The sequence below is a fragment of the Mycolicibacterium stellerae genome, assembly GCF_003719305.1.
Classification (GTDB): Bacteria; Actinomycetota; Actinomycetes; order Mycobacteriales; family Mycobacteriaceae; genus Mycobacterium; species Mycobacterium stellerae.
The window spans coordinates 1-15528 of sequence record NZ_RARC01000057.1 but is presented as its reverse complement, the minus strand read 5'-3'; the positions used below and the strand labels follow the sequence as shown (position 1 = coordinate 15528).

At 66.4% G+C, this 15528-nt stretch carries 11 protein-coding genes and 1 pseudogene; 1 reads left to right on the top strand and 11 read right to left on the bottom strand.

The genetic code is table 11. The features are described from left to right. The 11 genes and pseudogenes from D6M19_RS33525 to D6M19_RS33475 all read right to left on the bottom strand — a co-directional run. Window positions 1-186: pseudogene (locus tag D6M19_RS33525) on the bottom strand (hypothetical protein); the annotation flags it as partial. Between the two features lie 172 nt (window positions 187-358). Continuing rightward, window positions 359-1933, bottom strand: a complete 1575-nt coding sequence (locus tag D6M19_RS33520) for a peptide ligase PGM1-related protein (RefSeq protein WP_123029602.1) — start codon at window positions 1931-1933, stop codon at window positions 359-361. Continuing rightward, window positions 1930-3045 carry an adenylate/guanylate cyclase domain-containing protein gene (locus D6M19_RS33515; RefSeq protein WP_123029601.1) on the bottom strand — a complete coding sequence of 372 codons (1116 nt, stop codon included), beginning with the start codon at window positions 3043-3045 and terminating at the stop codon, window positions 1930-1932. Before D6M19_RS33515 ends, D6M19_RS33520 begins: the two co-directional genes overlap by 4 nt. Next, window positions 3038-5269, bottom strand: coding sequence for a hybrid sensor histidine kinase/response regulator (locus D6M19_RS33510; RefSeq protein ID WP_123029600.1), 2232 nt, complete (start codon window positions 5267-5269; stop codon window positions 3038-3040). Before D6M19_RS33510 ends, D6M19_RS33515 begins: the two co-directional genes overlap by 8 nt. After that, window positions 5266-5901 (bottom strand): double zinc ribbon and FHA domain-containing protein, encoded by a 636-nt coding sequence (locus D6M19_RS33505; RefSeq protein ID WP_123029599.1) that lies wholly within the window; start codon window positions 5899-5901, stop codon window positions 5266-5268. Before D6M19_RS33505 ends, D6M19_RS33510 begins: the two co-directional genes overlap by 4 nt. After that, window positions 5902-7197: a vWA domain-containing protein gene (locus tag D6M19_RS33500; protein ID WP_123029598.1), complete on the bottom strand. Its 1296-nt coding sequence runs from the start codon at window positions 7195-7197 to the stop codon at window positions 5902-5904. Next, window positions 7194-8204, bottom strand: coding sequence for a PP2C family protein-serine/threonine phosphatase (locus D6M19_RS33495; RefSeq protein WP_123029597.1), 1011 nt, complete (start codon window positions 8202-8204; stop codon window positions 7194-7196). Before D6M19_RS33495 ends, D6M19_RS33500 begins: the two co-directional genes overlap by 4 nt. Continuing rightward, window positions 8201-10372, bottom strand: coding sequence for a serine/threonine-protein kinase (locus D6M19_RS33490; RefSeq protein WP_123029596.1), 2172 nt, complete (start codon window positions 10370-10372; stop codon window positions 8201-8203). Before D6M19_RS33490 ends, D6M19_RS33495 begins: the two co-directional genes overlap by 4 nt. Then, window positions 10369-11346 carry a hypothetical protein gene (locus D6M19_RS33485; RefSeq protein WP_123029595.1) on the bottom strand — a complete coding sequence of 326 codons (978 nt, stop codon included), beginning with the start codon at window positions 11344-11346 and terminating at the stop codon, window positions 10369-10371. The genes D6M19_RS33490 and D6M19_RS33485 overlap by 4 nt, the downstream gene beginning before the upstream one ends. Beyond that, window positions 11289-12257, bottom strand: a complete 969-nt coding sequence (locus D6M19_RS33480) for a glutamate ABC transporter substrate-binding protein (RefSeq protein WP_123029594.1) — start codon at window positions 12255-12257, stop codon at window positions 11289-11291. Before D6M19_RS33480 ends, D6M19_RS33485 begins: the two co-directional genes overlap by 58 nt. After that, entirely contained in the window at window positions 12254-13525 is a 1272-nt protein-coding gene (locus D6M19_RS33475) for a GlnX family signal transduction membrane protein (protein ID WP_234835167.1), read from the bottom strand. Before D6M19_RS33475 ends, D6M19_RS33480 begins: the two co-directional genes overlap by 4 nt. Before the next feature lie 268 nt (window positions 13526-13793). Here D6M19_RS33475 and D6M19_RS33470 point away from each other — a divergent pair, with 268 nt between their 5' ends. Next, complete coding sequence (locus D6M19_RS33470) at window positions 13794-15524, top strand: AAA family ATPase (protein ID WP_164478824.1); 1731 nt, start codon at window positions 13794-13796, stop codon at window positions 15522-15524. Window positions 15525-15528 lie beyond the last annotated feature (4 nt).

The following is a 15528-nucleotide window of genomic DNA, read 5'->3' as shown; positions in this document are numbered from 1 at the left end:
CGCCGCCACCGAGCGGGCACCCGTAGAACCGCACAGCTCGTCGCGGTCCATCTCCGCCGCGATCTCCACAATGCGCCCGTCGATCGCATTGCGCTGACCGGCCAACTCCGCCAACTCCTCAAACAACGCCGCGAGACGCTCATCGGAGCGCACCGCAGCCGCGCCATAGGTCGCGGTCGAAGTCATGACACCATCATTGCAACCGGGTACGACAATTTCGCGGTGCTCAGCCGGCGTCATCGAGCCACCAGTAGTCGGCTTCCCGCAACACATGACGCCTGTAACTCGATCGCAACGCGTCGATCACGGCCAGTGTGCGCGACGTCAGAGCTCGGGCGCCCAATCCGCTCCGAGAGCACTAGTGGATGACCGCTCCCTCCTCGAGCGCGAGATCCGCCTCACGTAGCAGCACCGACTCCGCCTCCTGATACAGCCGCCAGGCTTCCTCGGGGCTGTCACCCACCGCGGTCATGCCTATGCGGCCACACTCGGTGAGGCAGCTGATCATGTGAAACACCACTCCTGTCCGACGCGATTGGTCGAAGTGCACGCCGTGTTGCACTACGACATCGAAAAGGTCTTCCACGGTAAGGACTTTGAGCCGGTCGTCCTCGAGATGGTCGGTCGCGACGAGATACTTGGTGGCGCCTTCGGGGGTCACGAAGACGCCCCGCTCACCGTCGTAATTGCCGCCGCACAGGAACTGCAGCGTCAGGAACGGGTGTGTGGTTCCACCTTTGCGGAGGTTCAGCTCGATCGCATAGGGCGTCCACTCCCCTGACTCGTCCTTCACGGTGACGAAATCCACTGCGAATCGGCCCAGTACGCCCCGCTGCGCGAGATGACGACCCACCACCATCGCCGGTTCGGCGATCTTCGCCGCGTAGCCGGGGTCCGCCGGGAAGACGCAGCCCAGATACTTCTGCCCACTGGCTCCACCGAGAAGCTGATCGTGCGTGGAGAGCAATTCCACGGTGCCGTCCGGCAGTGCCCGCATCTGAACGCTCGGACTCTCCAGCGCGACCCCGGTGATCCGCTCTTCGACGATGCCGCCGCCCTTCTCGAATGCGGCGAGAAAAGCAGGCACGGTCAAGGTTTCCGCCTCGGGTCGCATTGCGTCGATGCGCTCGGCGATGGCCGCGGCTTCGTCCGCCGTCCCGGGAGCAGGCAGGTTGTCCAGATCCAACGAGGCGTTGCCCGAGCCGGACACACCCTCGTTGATCTTGACGATGGCCTGGCTGATCGACGGCCGATGCGCGCGCATGCCCTGCACAGCGGCCACGATCTCGTCGACCGTGTGCAGGTCCTCCGCCCCGACCGGGTATTGCACCCCGCACTCGTCGAACATCCGGCGACAGCCGGTCTTGCTGCCGAGGTCGACGAGACGCGGATCGGCCCCATACATCGGAATACCAAGGGACAGCGCAACATCCCGCTCGAGCGGCGTTGTGTTGTACGGAATCAAGTGCGACCGCTCCGGATTCGGGATCATCGACCGGATCTCTCGAAGCAACCTCGGGCGCGCCAGTAGCTTCGAGCTGAGCGACGTCGGCGACGCGTCGCCCACGGGGACCAAGGTCAGCCGGGCTCGGGCATGGCTGGGAATGACGCCGGGAAGCAGCCCGAGGTAGTACTCGATGATCGCCTCCGATATCGGCTGCGATGTCACGTAGATCATCCGCAGCCGCGGTTGGCGGAGCAGCAACAGCAGGAACAGAGCGCGCTCCTCCATCGCCTGGGTGACCGTGCCGGTGGAAGCGGTGGTGCGCTCGATGCTGATCGAGGGAACCACGACGACCGATTCGTCGGCCAAGTTCTTCTGGATCGAGTCCCACGCAGTGCCCATCGACAGTTGCAGGCCGTCAAAGGCGTGGTAGCGCTCTTCGTCATTCAGCTGTCCGAGAGTCCGTGCTGGGGCCTGTGTTTGCGTCATGTGCTCACCTCGTTCATTTCGCGAATGTTGTGGACGCGTACCGTCCGGCTGAACCCTTTGGGTTGCACGTCGCCGACCTCTTCGGCGACGGCCATGTGCTCGATGGCCGACAGAATGCGGTCGGTGACGAGCACCTGCCATGGACCGGCATCCGAACACAGCCGCGCGGCCAGATTCGTGACGCTGCCGATCGCGGCGTAGTCGAACCGGCCTTCGAAGCCGATCCGGCCGAGTGTGGCGTAACCCTGTGCGATCCCCTGTCCGAGCGCGAGATCCCACCCCTTGCGCCGCCAACGCACGGCCAGCCCATTCACGGCGTCGCGGATCTCCAACGCCATGCGGACGGCGCGCTCTGCGGCGTCGTCGTGTGGGATCGGATCGTTGAAGAACACCATCACCCCGTCGCCGGTGAACCGCTCGAGTGTGCCCCCGTACTGGTGGATCAGCTGCCCCATCGCGCCGTGGTATTCGGCGAGTACGCCCATCACCTCCTCGGGCTCGCTGGTCTCGGCGAACGGGGTGAAGTTCCTCAGATCGGCGAACAGCACCACGATTTCGCGGCGATGGCTCTCGAGCAGGTGCTCGTCGCTAGTGACCAGGTCGGCCAATTGCGGTGACAGGAAACGGCGCAACCGGCTCGCCCGTTCGAGCTCGGCCACCTGTGTCGCGACCCGGGACTCCAGCTCGGCGTTCCACGCCGCCAACTCCGCCGCTTGCCGACGGATCGTGTCGTGATATCTCTTGATGCGCGCCAGCGACGCGACACGCGCGAGCAGCTCGCTCTGATCGAACGGCTTGGTGATGAAGTCGTCCGCACCGGCCATCAGCGCATTCAGTCGCTGCTCGCTACCGCTGGCCGTGATCATCACCACCGGAAGGAACTCGGTCGACGGGTTCGATCGGATTCGGCGACAGACTTCGTAGCCGTCCATCTCCGGCATCACTACGTCCGAAAGGACGAGGTCGACATCCTCGGTTTCGAGCAGCGAAAGGGCTTGCGCTCCAGAGGATGCGCTGAGGACGCGGTGCCCGCGCGGCGTCAACACGGCGTCGAGTAGCCGCAGGTTGACCGATTGGTCGTCCACCGCCAGTACCGTTACGGGATCATCCATCAATCGCCCCCTTCGTGTGGACGCCGACACTTCGCAAGGCGCCGAGCAGGTCGTCACGGCTGACGGGCTTGAGTAATTGGACGTCCGCCCCCAGCGCCGTTCCCCGAGGCCGATCGTCGACCACCGAGGCGACGACCACGGGGATGGAGGTGGTCTCCTCGGCCGCCTTGAGCTCGGCAAGGACCTGCCAGCCGTCGAGTCGCGGCAGCTGGATGTCGAGCACGACCGCGGCGGGCAGCACCTTACGAACCAGCTCGAGCGCACTCTCGCCATCGGTTGCGCGTATCACCTGCACCGGTGCGTCGTCGAGGTAGGCGGACATCAGATCAAGCGAGGCCCGATCGTCGTCGACGAGAACCACCACCGGGAACTCACCGTGCTGCTGCGTGGCCGTCACGTCTTGCGGCCGCGTCACGACGGGAATCGCGAAGCCGAATGTGCTTCCAACGCCGACGGTGCTGTCCAGCCACATGCGACCGCCGAACAATCCGACGATCCGCCGCGACAGCGTCAATCCCAGGCCCGTGCCCTCTGCCCTAGCCGGCCCACGGCCACCCTGCTGGAAGGAATCGAAGATCTTCTCCTGATCCTCTGCGGGCACCCCGATACCCGTGTCGGTGACGGTGACGACGAGCTCGGCGTCTTTTCGGCGGGCGCCGACGGACACGCTGCCGCCGTTGGGCGTGAACTTCACCGCGTTGGACAGCAGGTTGAGGACGACCTGTTTGAACCGAAGCTCATCGGCTTCGATGTCGCCGACGTCGTCTGCGATGTCCACCGAGATCTTGATGGCGTGCGCGGCGGCGCGTTCGCGAACCATCGCAAGCGTGTACTCGAGGGCACTTGCAACCGAGAATGTGCTCGGGTCGAGCACCATGCGGCCCGCTTCGACCTTCGACAGGTCCAGGATCTCGTTCAGCAGTTCCAAGAGATGGCGGCCGGAGTTCCAGATATCGCGCAGGTACTCCTCCTGCCGCTCGTTTATTTCACCGAACATGCGCTCCAGCAACACTTCCGAGAATCCGATCACTGCATTGAGCGGTGTGCGAAGCTCGTGGGACATACTCGCCAGAAACTCCGACTTGTGGTTACTCGCGATTGCGAGCTCCTTGCTCTGCGTCTCGAGCTCACGGAACAAGCGCGCATTCACGATGGCGAGCGCCGATTGGCTGGCGAACGTTTCGAGCAGCTCGACCACGTCGGGCGGGAAGTCGCCGGTGCCGCGGCGACGGATCACCAGCACACCGATCATCTCGTCGCCTGCGATCATCGGCACGGCGAGAACCGAACGCCAGCTGTCCTGGAAAAGAGTATCCAGGAACTCGTCGCGCTCGGCCGCGGCGAGGTCGGGAATCTCGAGGGGCTGGTCGGCGAGCGCGGCCTGTCCGATCGGACTCGATCTCCGGTCAATCGTGATGTCCCGCAACCGCTCCCATAGGGCCGGACTGCTGCCGTACTTGCCACGAACGTGGAACGAGTCGGTCGCCTCGTCGTACTCCAGAATTGATCCGCCCTCGGTGCTGAGCGTGATGTCACCGAAGCCGAGGTTGGTCAACCGCACCGAATTGGTGACGATACGTTCGAGGACCTCGTCGAGGTCCAGGCTCGAGCCGACCGCCTCGTCCACCTCGCGGAGGGCCTCCAGTTGTTCAACCTTGTCCGATAGTTCGGCGCCGCGTGACTCCAGCGCGCGCATCAGGTTGACTTGGCGAAGCACGATCGCTGCCTGCACGGCGAACTCCTCGAGGAGCTGACGTTCATGGTCGTCGAAGGGCGCGACGTCGGTGCGCCACATCGCCAGCACGCCGACGACCTCGTCCTCCAGAATCATGGGCGTCGACAACAGCGTGCGAAACCCGGTGAGCCGCTGCAGGTCCAGCCGGCCGTAGTCGGCGTCGGCGAGCACGTCGGGGATCTGGACGGTGCACTTGTCCTCCGCCGCGCGCCCGACGGTGGACATGCGGTTCCGCGCGATCGGATTCGCCATCAAGTATCTGCGGTACTCGTCGGGAGTTTCGCCGGAGACACGTGAGAGACGGAAGGTGTCGCCGTCGCGAACGAAGAGCTGGGCGGCGGCCGCTCCGCACAGTCGTTCGGCGTATTCGAGCACGGTGTCGAGGACGGCACCGGGGTTCGACACGTCGCGGCCCAACGCGGCGAGAATCTCCCGGCTCGCCGCCAACTGCTCGAGCGCGTCGTGCAGCTCCCGGTTCTGCACGGTCATGTGCGTCCCTTTTCGGACTTGGAGACCGTGATCGTGGTCCAGGCACCGAGGTGTATGCGGTCACCGTCGGCGAGGGTGATTTCCTCGCCGTTGCCCAACAGATCGTCGCTGTCGTTGAGGCTGGTCCCGTTTGTTGACCCCAGGTCGGTGACGGTCAGCTCCGAACCCTGGATCCGCAGGACCGCGTGTTGCGTCGACACCCCGCGGTCGATCGGCTGAATACCGAGATCGATTCCAGGCTCGACGCCTTGCTTCCGATTGGTCCGACCGATCAATGTGTTGCCGTACAAAACGATTCGGCGTTCCGGGAAGAACTCGGGGAAGTCGACGGTGTCGGGGCCACCGCGGGCGATCACGCGCTTGTAGTAGTCCTGGTCGGCGGTGACGGTGGCGGTCCACTCGATGGGCGCCGGTGCTTCGAGCGGCTGCGGTGCGGCAGCGGGTTCGGGCAGTGCGGAGTCATGGCCGCACGCCTCGCAGAAGCGACCGCCGATCGGCGCGCCACATGCCGGGCACGCCTTTGATGCGGCCGGCGTGGCGACAGGTTGCGCTACCGGGGTTGTCACCGGCGATCCGCACACGTCGCAGTAGTCGACGGCTTGGGTTGCGTGCCCTTCGACGCAGGTGGGCATTCAGCCCTCCTTCCCTACGCGCGCGGTTCTGGTCGATCGCGCATCGAGCGCCATCTCGTCGGCCGCGGCGACGTCGCGGCGCAACCGTGCAGTGCCCGTGTGCTCGTCGACCTCGACGACTTCAGCCAGCAACTTGGCTGTGCCCTCGTTTCCGGACTCCTTGGCGAGTTCCATTGCGCGGCCCAGCTTTGCGGTCGCAGTCGCGATGTCGCCGTTCTTGCGTGCGGCCAGCCCGTCCGCAACGGCTTGCGCCAGCTCCGCTTGGCCGGTGTAGTGCGCTACCCGGCTATTGATGCGGGTCGACAGCGCGGTATCGGTGGTCCACATCGCCTTCACCAGACCCTCGCCGAGGACCTCGTCTCCCGCGACGACGGTCACGCGCGCGGCGAGTTTTTCCCGCCCGGCCGCTGCCGGCTCGACCTCGACTTGGAGGTGGTAGTCGCGCTCTTCGTGGCCCCATGCGCCAAGCGGGTATCCACCGCACTGTCTTCCTGCGTCGACGCGTCGCTGGGTCAGGTCTTGCACGCTCGGTGCGACCTGCTTGACGAACGCGATCGTCGCCCCCGCGGGTGTCCAAACGCGCAGGGTCAGTTCGGGGATCGACTTGTCCATCGAGGCACGCATCATGGCGGCGAAGTCGTCGGCGAGATCCGCCGGGTCGGCGACGATGTCGACCGTGCCGAGGAGTGCAGATGAGATCGCCCGTAGCTCCTCGACGCGCCAGTCGGTCCCTACTCCCCGGCAGTCGCAGGTGAATTCGCCTTCGCTTAGGCCGATCTCCTCTCCCAACTTCTCGGGGGTTTCGTGCTCGTCTTTGCCGTCGGTGAGCAGAATCGCGTGGGTCAACGAGCCTGGATGTTGTTCGGCGATTCTTCGGACGTGCGCGAGCCAGGTGCCGATCGCCGTCCCGCCGTTGGCTTGCAGGCTATCGACGGCGTGCGCTGCCGCGGCCCTGGTTGCCTCGCTTGCCCGTGTCGGTTGTCCGTCTTCGGGGTAGACCGCTTGTGCTTCCTCGCTGCCGGCGATGATGGTGAAGAAAGTGCCGTCGACCATTTCGCCGACCGCCGCCTTTGTGGCACGTTTGGCTCCGTCGAACTTGTCCCGCGGCGACCGCATCGACGTCGAACAGTCGATGATGATGGCCTCGACCCGCTCCGGCAGTTTGTCGGCGACCGTTTCGCTTCCGACGGCGACACTGATGATTGCGTCGACCGTCCCGTTGCCCTCGCCCAAATAGGGGTTGTGGTCGACATCGACGGCAATGCCCGAGATGCTCTGCTGCTCAGCCGTACTCATTGATGACCTCCGATGGGAATCAGTACGACTGTGATATTGTCCTGGCCGCCTGCGCTCAACGCGTAGGCGACGAGTGCCTCCGCCGCTTCGGCCGCGTCGTATCCGTTGCAGATCCGCACGATGTCATCGGCCTGGGGCAGGTAGTTCCACAGGCCGTCGGTGCACACCAGCAGCACGCCTCGCTCGGCGATGGTGATCGGCCGAACGCTGGAGTCCGACCACGGCGTCGGTTCGGCGTCGGCGCCGAGCCACCTCGTTATGGTGTGGGCCCCGGCCTGGACCGCTTCCGACTCGGCGCCGACGCCTGCGGAGATCAACTCCTGCGCGACGGAGTCGTCGACTGTCAGGCATCGCGCGTGGGTGGGGGGTTCGGGAAGCCAGTAGATCCTGCTGTCCCCCACGTTGCCGACGGCGATCTCGGTCGTGCCGTCCGCGTTCGGAAGGACGGCGACCGCCGAATAGGTGCACGATGGCGCGATGGCCAGGTCCGGGGTCCCAGCGCCGGCAGTCACCGCTGCCCTGGCAGCTTCGGTCAGACCTGCGATCACGGCTGCTTCCGGTTCCCGTTGAGCAGCAAGTGCATTCAGCATCGCGTCGACGCCTGCGGCCGAAGCGGCCTTCGCCGCCGTGTCCGCGGCCGACGAGCTCGACACTCCATCGCACACGGCGACGGCGATGGCCTCGCCGGAACCACAAGCGACGATCCCCGCCGCGGCGGCGTCTTCGTTGCGCGGATGTTCGAGGCCGCGGTCGGTGATCAGCACGATCCCGTCGAGGTCAGCCTCGTCGCGAGCGGGCTCGGCGCGTCGATTCCCGCATGCGGCGCAGTAGTCGTCGACATACGTCGCACCACCGCAGTCGGAGCACGGAAGCTCCTGAGACCGCGCCTGCCCCGGAATCGCGACACGGCGAACCGCCCCCACTATGGCGCCACAGCCCTCGCAGAACAGATCGGCGGGAACGACGACCGCACCGCATTGCATGCACGTCCCCCTCTCGTCGTTCATATCCTGGTCCTCGGCCGGACCGCATTTGCCTTCTCCACCAATGTGATGCGCTCCCACATGTCGGTGGATTCGTGCGCCAGCGCGCGGTACGACTGCTCCATTCCGATGCGGATACCTTCCTTGTCGAAGTCGGCGCCGTAGAGGCGGGACGTCTTGGGAGTGTTTCCAGCCTCGAGCCAGTCCAAGGCGGCGCCGAGCACCTTCAGGCGGATGGTCGCGCGCTTGGTTGTCGACTCCAGCGTCAGCGCCGAGGCGCGCTTGCCCGCATCGAGAAGCGTCGGTTCGTCCAGATTGTCGGAGGTTCGTCCGTCGAGGAGGATCTCGATAGCGGCGGTGCCCGCCGCGGTGTAGTGCGCTGATGCCGTGGTGATCTGGTCGAGTGTGGCAATGGCGCCGGTGCGGTCGCCCGCACGGGCCCGTAGGCGCCCAAGGCCGAACGCCGCGCTGTAGAAGCTGTGGTTCGTCCGCCACACCGCCTCGTAGTAGCGTGCCGCTACGTCGTAGGCGCCGTGCAGTTCTGCGGTCGCCGCAACCGCCAGCTTGGGATCGAGCTCGCCGGGCAACATCGTCAACACCGCGTCAAAATCCACTGCGGCCGAGTCGAAGTCGCCTTCCAGGAGGGCGCATTGTCCGCTGTACCACGTCAGTCGCCAGTCACCGGTAATGACCGACTCGAGTTCGGCAAGCCGCCGACGAGCGTCCTTGGCGGCACCGACCTCGAGTGAGGCGCGGACCAGTCGAAGCGGCACCTCGATGGAGTTGCTGCGATGGTTCTGACCGCCGACGGCATGCTCGAGCGTCTGCTCCAGTTGGGCGGCCGGTGTGCCGCTCGTCGTGGCCAGCAGTGCCGCGCCGGGATCGTTGGCGTCGACCCTGGGCACACCGAGCGCCGCGATCACCGACTCCGTCGACAACGCCACGTCCCAACCCGCCGCGTAGATGGCGCGCTGCGGGCTGAAGTGAGACGAGATTCGCGGCTGTGGGTGATCGGTGTCGCAAGCCGCGATCTCGTGCAGGACGCCGGTCAGCTGGTCGGCGAGCTCGTCCATGGACGGGAAGCGCCGCTCGGGAGCGGGGTCGGTAGCGCGAAGGATGGCGCGATACAACGACTCGTGTTGCGCGAACACCGGGACGCTTTCGGGTCCGGGTAACTGCTCGGTGAAGCGGTCGTTCTCCATGACGAGAACCGCGAGGGTGCGGCCCACTGTGTAGACGTCGCTGGCGACAGTGGGGCCGGTCCAAGCGATCTCGGGCGCTTGGTAGCCGCGCGTTCCGTAGATGACAGCGCCGTCGTCGTCCATCGCGACGGTGGCGCCGAGGTCGATGAGCTTGAGCTGCTCGTCGCTCTGCATCACGTTGTCCGGCTTGAAGTCGCAGTAGGCCAGGCCTTCCCCATGCAGGTAGCCAAGCGCAGGCGCGATCTCGACGATGTAGGCGACAGCCTGGTCGGGTGGCAGAGGACCGTTGTGCGCGTTGCGGATCTGTTTGAGCGAAGTCCCACCGACGTACTCCATCACGATGTAGCCGACCGTCGTGCCTTCCGAATCCTTGTGCTCGACGAAGTTGTGGATCGAGACGATGTTGGGGTGCTCCACCTCGGCGAGGGCGAGGGCTTCGGCGGCGGCGGTGGCCATCGCGTCGGCGTCGCCCGAATGCACAAGGCCCTTGAGCACCACCATCCGGTTGTGCACATTGCGGTCGATGGCCAGGTAGATCCAGCCGAGGCCGCCGTGAGCGATGCAGCCGCGGACTTCGTACTGCCCCCCGACGAGGTCGCCGCGAGAAAGCTTGGGAACAAAGGAGAACGGCGTGCCGCACTGGGTGCAGAAGCCCTCCGCGCGACCGGGTTTTCCCGCGCGTCCACGCCCGACGGGTTTGTTGCACTCGGAGTTGCCGCAGAAGCGGTGACCCTCGGGAACCTGCGGATCGATGAGGATCGCCTTGGCCGGATTACCCCGTGGCACCGGCGGGACCACCACCACCCCGGCGCCGAGCCGTCCACGGGTTCCTGCGGTCTTGGACGTGCGTGCCGACCCGCGAGAGCGAGGAGTCGACCCCATCGGTGCCGTCGACGTCAAGACACCCTTTTCCGGCGCGGGTGCGGTACCGCACACGTCGCAGTAGCCGTCGACGACGGTTCCGCTGCAGTCGGTTTCGAGGCACGTCATGATGACGCCTCCCGCTTAGTGGCGAGCGTCTGCTGATACTCGACGACGGCCTGGGTCACGGCGCGCAGGTCGCACGGCTGCTGGGCCAGCAGGCCCGATGCGGTTCCGCGCAACGACATCAGATCCCGGTCTTTGGCCAGGCCGAGCCGTGCCGCCTTCGCCGCGTACGCCCGCAGCCGCCCCTTCAGTTCGGTGCGCCGGTCAAGGAGACCCTGCGCCAGCGCCTCGTCCTGACGGACGCGTTGCAGCGCCGACGCGATTCGCTGCTGCAGCTCCCGGAGCGCGGTCGGGTCGGGCCCCGCCATCGAGGCCAGCTCTGTGCGTAGCTTCGGCTCGGCGTCGGCGGCCACCGGAAGCGGCCCCGTCAGCACCTTGTTGGTGGCGCGTTCGCGTGTCTGCGCGGCGTGCTTCACCGCATCGCGCAACGCGTCGAGGCGGGCCGAAGTTTCGGCAATGGCTTCGGGCCAGTTGGCCTGAAGGGCCGCCAGTTCCGCGATGGCGGCGATCCGACGCTCGATCTCGTCGACCGTCAACGACAGCGGGTCGGTCGCCGACGCCGCCAACAGGTCGGTGACCTCGTTCAGAATCGCGCCTCCAGCGGAGTCGATCTGCCTCAGCAGGGGCGCAATCTGCTTGGCGACCATCGTATTGATGTCATCGACGCTGTCGAAGAACGCCAGTATCTCCGGGTATACGGCGTTCATCCGCTCGATCCCGTCGGCGATGTCACCGGAGGCGCTGATCTCTTCGAGGCGGGCGAGGTCGTCCCACAGTCTGCCGAGCGCGGCTTCGATCAGTGCCCACCGCTGGGCGGTCACACCCGCCGGTGAATAGCGGCGCAGGTGTTCGAGGCCTGGGTGACTTTCCAGCTCGACCAGTTTCGTCGCTACGTCGGCGAGGGTCAGCATGTCCGTCATCAGTCCTGATACCTCGCCGTCGGCGGTCCGGGCGACGGCCCGAGGCTCTGCAGCCACCTGTCGTAGAGACGTTCCCAAGTCCCTTCGGCCCGAATGTCTTCCAGGGCGCCGTTGACGAATCGAACGAGGTCGTCGTTGCCCTTCTTGATGCCTACACCGTATGGCTCGATGCCCAAGCTCTCGCCGACCACGTCGACGTCGGGATCCTGGCGGGCAAGGCCTTTCAGCACGACGTCATCGGTGCTGACCGCATCGACCTGGCCTTGCTGCAGCATCAAGAGACAATCGGTCCAGCTGGTGACACCGATGAGGGTCGGCCGCGGATCCAAGTCGAACACTCGCTTCAACGAGGTCGTCCCCGAGACCGAGCACACCCTCTTGCCGGAAAGATCTGCGGCAGAACCGATTCCCGAGTCCCTGCGCGCAAGGATGCGCTGCTTGGCATAGAAGTACGTGGTGGAGAAGTCGATATTCTCTTTGCGCTCACAGGTGATCGAGAACGTCCGGACCACCAGGTCGACCCGTCCGGAGTCGAGCGCCGACTCGCGCTGGCCCGCTTCGACCACCTGCAGGTCGATCCGGTCGGGATCGCCGAAGATGCGGCGCGCGATCTCGCGGGCGAGGTCGATGTCGAATCCCTCCAGCCTGCCAGAAGCGGGATCGCGGTAGCCGAACATGAAGGTGTTCTGGTCGACGCCGACGATGAGCCGGCCGCGTTCTTGGATGGCCGCCATGGTCGATCCTGGTGGCATGGCGCCCGGCGCAGGCTGCGGGCCGGGCCGGAGGCTGGCTTCGGCGTCGGCGCACTCCGCCGTCGCCGCCTCTGGGACGGCTGTGATCTCCTGCGCCCCAGCGGGTCTCACCGGTGCCGGGGCGATCGACACGGACGGCGGTGGCGTCGACGTCGCGCTACACCCGGTCACCGTCATGGCGAGTCCAAGTAACACCACTACGCCGCGCGTTCTCATAGGAACTCCTTGAGCCGCGGCCACAGTCCGACGACTGTGGCCACTGCGGCCACCGTCATCAAGACGAGCACCCCCGTCGGCAACCAAAGAAGATAGCCGCCGGCGTCCGACACGTGATCGCGCATCGTGGCTCGGGCGCGTTCGATCGCGTCGCGCAGGCTCGTCTCGACAGCACCGAACTGCGCGCCCGATGCGCCGGGGTCGGTGCCGAGCGCCTGTGCCACCGCGGCCGGGTAGTCGCCGGCCCGGTAGGCGTCCACCTGTATGCGGTGGCTGGCGACCCACTTGTCAACGGCTGCCGCAGCTTCCGGCGAGGCTGTGCCGATCCGTGCCGCTAGTTCCTCGATGTGGCCGTAGAACGATTTCTCGCTGGTGGTGATGTCGCCGCGGGTGATCAGTTGCAGGGTTTCGTCGGTGCGGGCCTGCTGGGCCAGGATGCGCGCCTCCGCAAGCTGCCCGAAGCGCGCGGTACCCTCGGTCCGGCCGCGCTCGATGTCGCCTGCCGCCAGACGCACGGCGCCGACGATCCAGACCATCACCACCGCCACGACCACGGCGGCGCCAAGCAGGCCGAGGTTGAATCGTCTGTTGGTGCGCTTGAACATGACAACCGAGCCGATAGCGATCGCGGCCAGAGCGACGACGAGCAGCGCGAGGCCGATCATCGGAAGGGAGCCGACGCGGCGCTGAGCCTGTTCGACTCGGGCGAGGTCGGCGGCGTAGACCTTCTCTGCGCCGGGCAGGAGCTTGGTCTGCATCGACGATGAGGCTTCGCGGAGGTAGGCAGACCCGATCGGGAAGCCTTGCGCGTTGTTGGCTCGCGCCGCTTCGACCAGACCGGTGTAGGTGGCCAGTTGCGCCGACACCTCGGCCAGCGCCTTGCGGGTTTCGGCGTCGGGTGCACCTGCCGTTGCGTCCGCGAGCGCGGACGCCGCCGACGCCAACGCCTGCTGATAGCGCGCCCGCATCAGGGGCGTCTGGTTCCCGCCGGACAGGAACGCCGTCGCCGCTGCAGCATCGGCGGCCGAGGACGCGGCGTAGAGGTTCTGCGCTGCGTAGGCGAAGGGCTCGGAGTGGTCGAGGACCGCTTTCTGCTCGGCGATCCGCCCGTTGAGCGCGGCGGCGCACACCACGCCCGCGACGATGCAGAGCGTCGCGACGGCGACCGCGATCAGCACTACCAATCCAGGTGTCGTGCGGGCGAAGCGCCGCGCCCATGCGCCGGACGCACGTGCGTCCAGCGTGAGTGGAGTGGCCGTCGTGATCATCACTGGCCCACCTTCATCGCCTGCGCAAACTCGAGAGCAAGGCAATGATGGCTCATTTCCCTCTCCCGTTCGGCGCTACTGACGCAATTGGTGCAGGTCAATCGATATTCGCCCGGCGCGGGGCGGGCGGGGAGAGTAGAGCGGTACTTGTATTTGGGTCGCCATCGCGGCTGCGACTACTCAAGGCCCGGGTTGGGCTGTCAGATTTCGCGGCCCGGGTGATTTCGTTAGGCCCACGCGGCTCTACCTGCTCTTTTAGGCTGTGTGGATGCGGTTGACGTGGCCGTTGGCAGGGCGCGGGGAGGAGTTGCGGCTCATCGAAGCCGCGCTCTCGGATGCGGATGCGTCCGGCGTGGTCATCAGCGGCTCGGCGGGCGTGGGTAAGAGCCGGATCGCGCGCGAGGCGCTGACCGGCGCGGCGGCCAGGGGTTGCGAACTCCGTTGGGTGGTCGGGACCTCGTGCGGACGGGGCATTCCGCTCGGTGCATTGGCGTCGTGGCCGGGGTTGGTCGGCGACGACAGCCTGCAGTTGGTGTGCAGCGTGATCGACTCGCTGACGGCCGCGTCGTCGGCCGGGCCGGTCGTGGTGGGTGTGGACGACCCGCACCTGCTCGACGATCTTTCGATGTTCGTTCTGGATCAGGTCGTGCAGCGCGGCGTCGCGAAGGTTCTGCTGACACTGCGGAATGACGAGCCGATTCCGGTTGCAATACAAGAGCTTTGGAAGCTCGGCGAGTTCGAGCGAGTCGATCTCGAGCCATTGTCACCGGACGCGTCGGCGGCGCTGCTGTCGGCGGTGTTGGGCGGTTCGGTGGACCCGCAGACAGCGAGAAGCCTGTGGCAGCTGACGCAGGGCAACATCCTGTATCTGCGGCACATGGTCGAGCAGGCGGTCACCGACGGGCATCTGGTGGAGCAGAACGGCTACTGGCAGTGGGTCGGTGAGCCGGACTTGCCGCACGGCCTTGTCGAGCTGGTCGAGACACGCATGGGCGCACTGCCCGACGCGGTCGGGGCCGTTGTCGATGCGCTGGCGATCGGTGAACCGATCGAGCTGGGAACGCTACGACGGATCGTCGATCCGGATGCCGTCGAACAGGCCGATCTGCGTGGCCTGATACGGCTCGACGATCTCGATGGGCGCATCGAGGTGCGGCTGGCGCACCCGCTGTACGGCGAGGTGCGCAGGAGGCGAGCGGCGGCGACGAGGCTGCGGCGGCTGCGGGGAATGCTGGCTGTCGAGCTTGCGGACGATGGCGGAGACGTGAGGGTGCTGGTTCGGCGCGGGGCGCTGCGCCTCGAGTCCGATTTGGATCCGGACGTCGAGTTATTGGTCCGAGCGGCGCTGGGCGCCATCGCGTTGGCGGATCTGGCGCTCGCCGATCGGCTGGCGGGAGCGGCGGTGCGGGCGGGCGGCGGACCCGAAGCTTCATTTCTGCGGGCGCACGCGTTGTCATGGCTGGGGCGGGGTGACGAAGCCGAAGAGCTGCTGGCGTCCGTCGTGGTTGCGGAGTTGAGCGACGAGGAGCGTGCCCGGTTCACGTACCTGCGAGCGAGCAATCTGCTGTGGGCGCTGGCCGATCCGGTGCGGGCGAAAGAGGTGATCGACGAGGGCGCGGTGGCCGTCGCCTCGGGCCTGGCGCGGAGATCGATCGACGCGGTGAGTGCGGTGTATTGGTTCGCGACGGACCAGCCGGACGCGGCTCTGGAGGTCGCGAAGAGTCTTGTGCTGGAGGAGTTGCCGCCGATCGTCGGCGCGGAGATGGCGTGGGCGCTCGCGACGATTCACGGGGACGCGGGTCGGACGGCGGAGGCCGTGCGCGTTGCGGAGGCGGGGTACGAGATCGCGATCCGGTGTTCGGATGCGCCCCACATGAGGTTCAACATCGCGGACGCACATGTGGGCGCGCTGGTGTTGGCGGGGCGGATCGCCGATGCGCTGGAGGTGGCGGAGTGGGGGCAGGGCCAGGCGGCGGACCTGTCTATGATACACGTCTGACGCG

Bases quoted from the DNA above. Each gene is read 5' to 3' on its own strand.
- D6M19_RS33490 (WP_123029596.1), bottom strand. From the start codon at position 10,372: ATGACGTGCCTCGAAACCGACTGCAGCGGAACCGTCGTCGACGGCTAC.
- D6M19_RS33510 (WP_123029600.1), bottom strand. From the start codon at position 5,269: ATGACCGTGCAGAACCGGGAGCTGCACGACGCGCTCGAGCAGTTGGCG.
- D6M19_RS33475 (WP_234835167.1), bottom strand. From the start codon at position 13,525: ATGATCACGACGGCCACTCCACTCACGCTGGACGCACGTGCGTCCGGC.
- D6M19_RS33515 (WP_123029601.1), bottom strand. From the start codon at position 3,045: ATGGATGATCCCGTAACGGTACTGGCGGTGGACGACCAATCGGTCAAC.
- D6M19_RS33495 (WP_123029597.1), bottom strand. From the start codon at position 8,204: ATGAACGACGAGAGGGGGACGTGCATGCAATGCGGTGCGGTCGTCGTT.
- D6M19_RS33505 (WP_123029599.1), bottom strand. From the start codon at position 5,901: ATGCCCACCTGCGTCGAAGGGCACGCAACCCAAGCCGTCGACTACTGC.
- D6M19_RS33470 (WP_164478824.1), top strand. From the start codon at position 13,794: ATGCGGTTGACGTGGCCGTTGGCAGGGCGCGGGGAGGAGTTGCGGCTC.
- D6M19_RS33500 (WP_123029598.1), bottom strand. From the start codon at position 7,197: ATGAGTACGGCTGAGCAGCAGAGCATCTCGGGCATTGCCGTCGATGTC.
- D6M19_RS33480 (WP_123029594.1), bottom strand. From the start codon at position 12,257: ATGAGAACGCGCGGCGTAGTGGTGTTACTTGGACTCGCCATGACGGTG.
- D6M19_RS33520 (WP_123029602.1), bottom strand. From the start codon at position 1,933: ATGACGCAAACACAGGCCCCAGCACGGACTCTCGGACAGCTGAATGAC.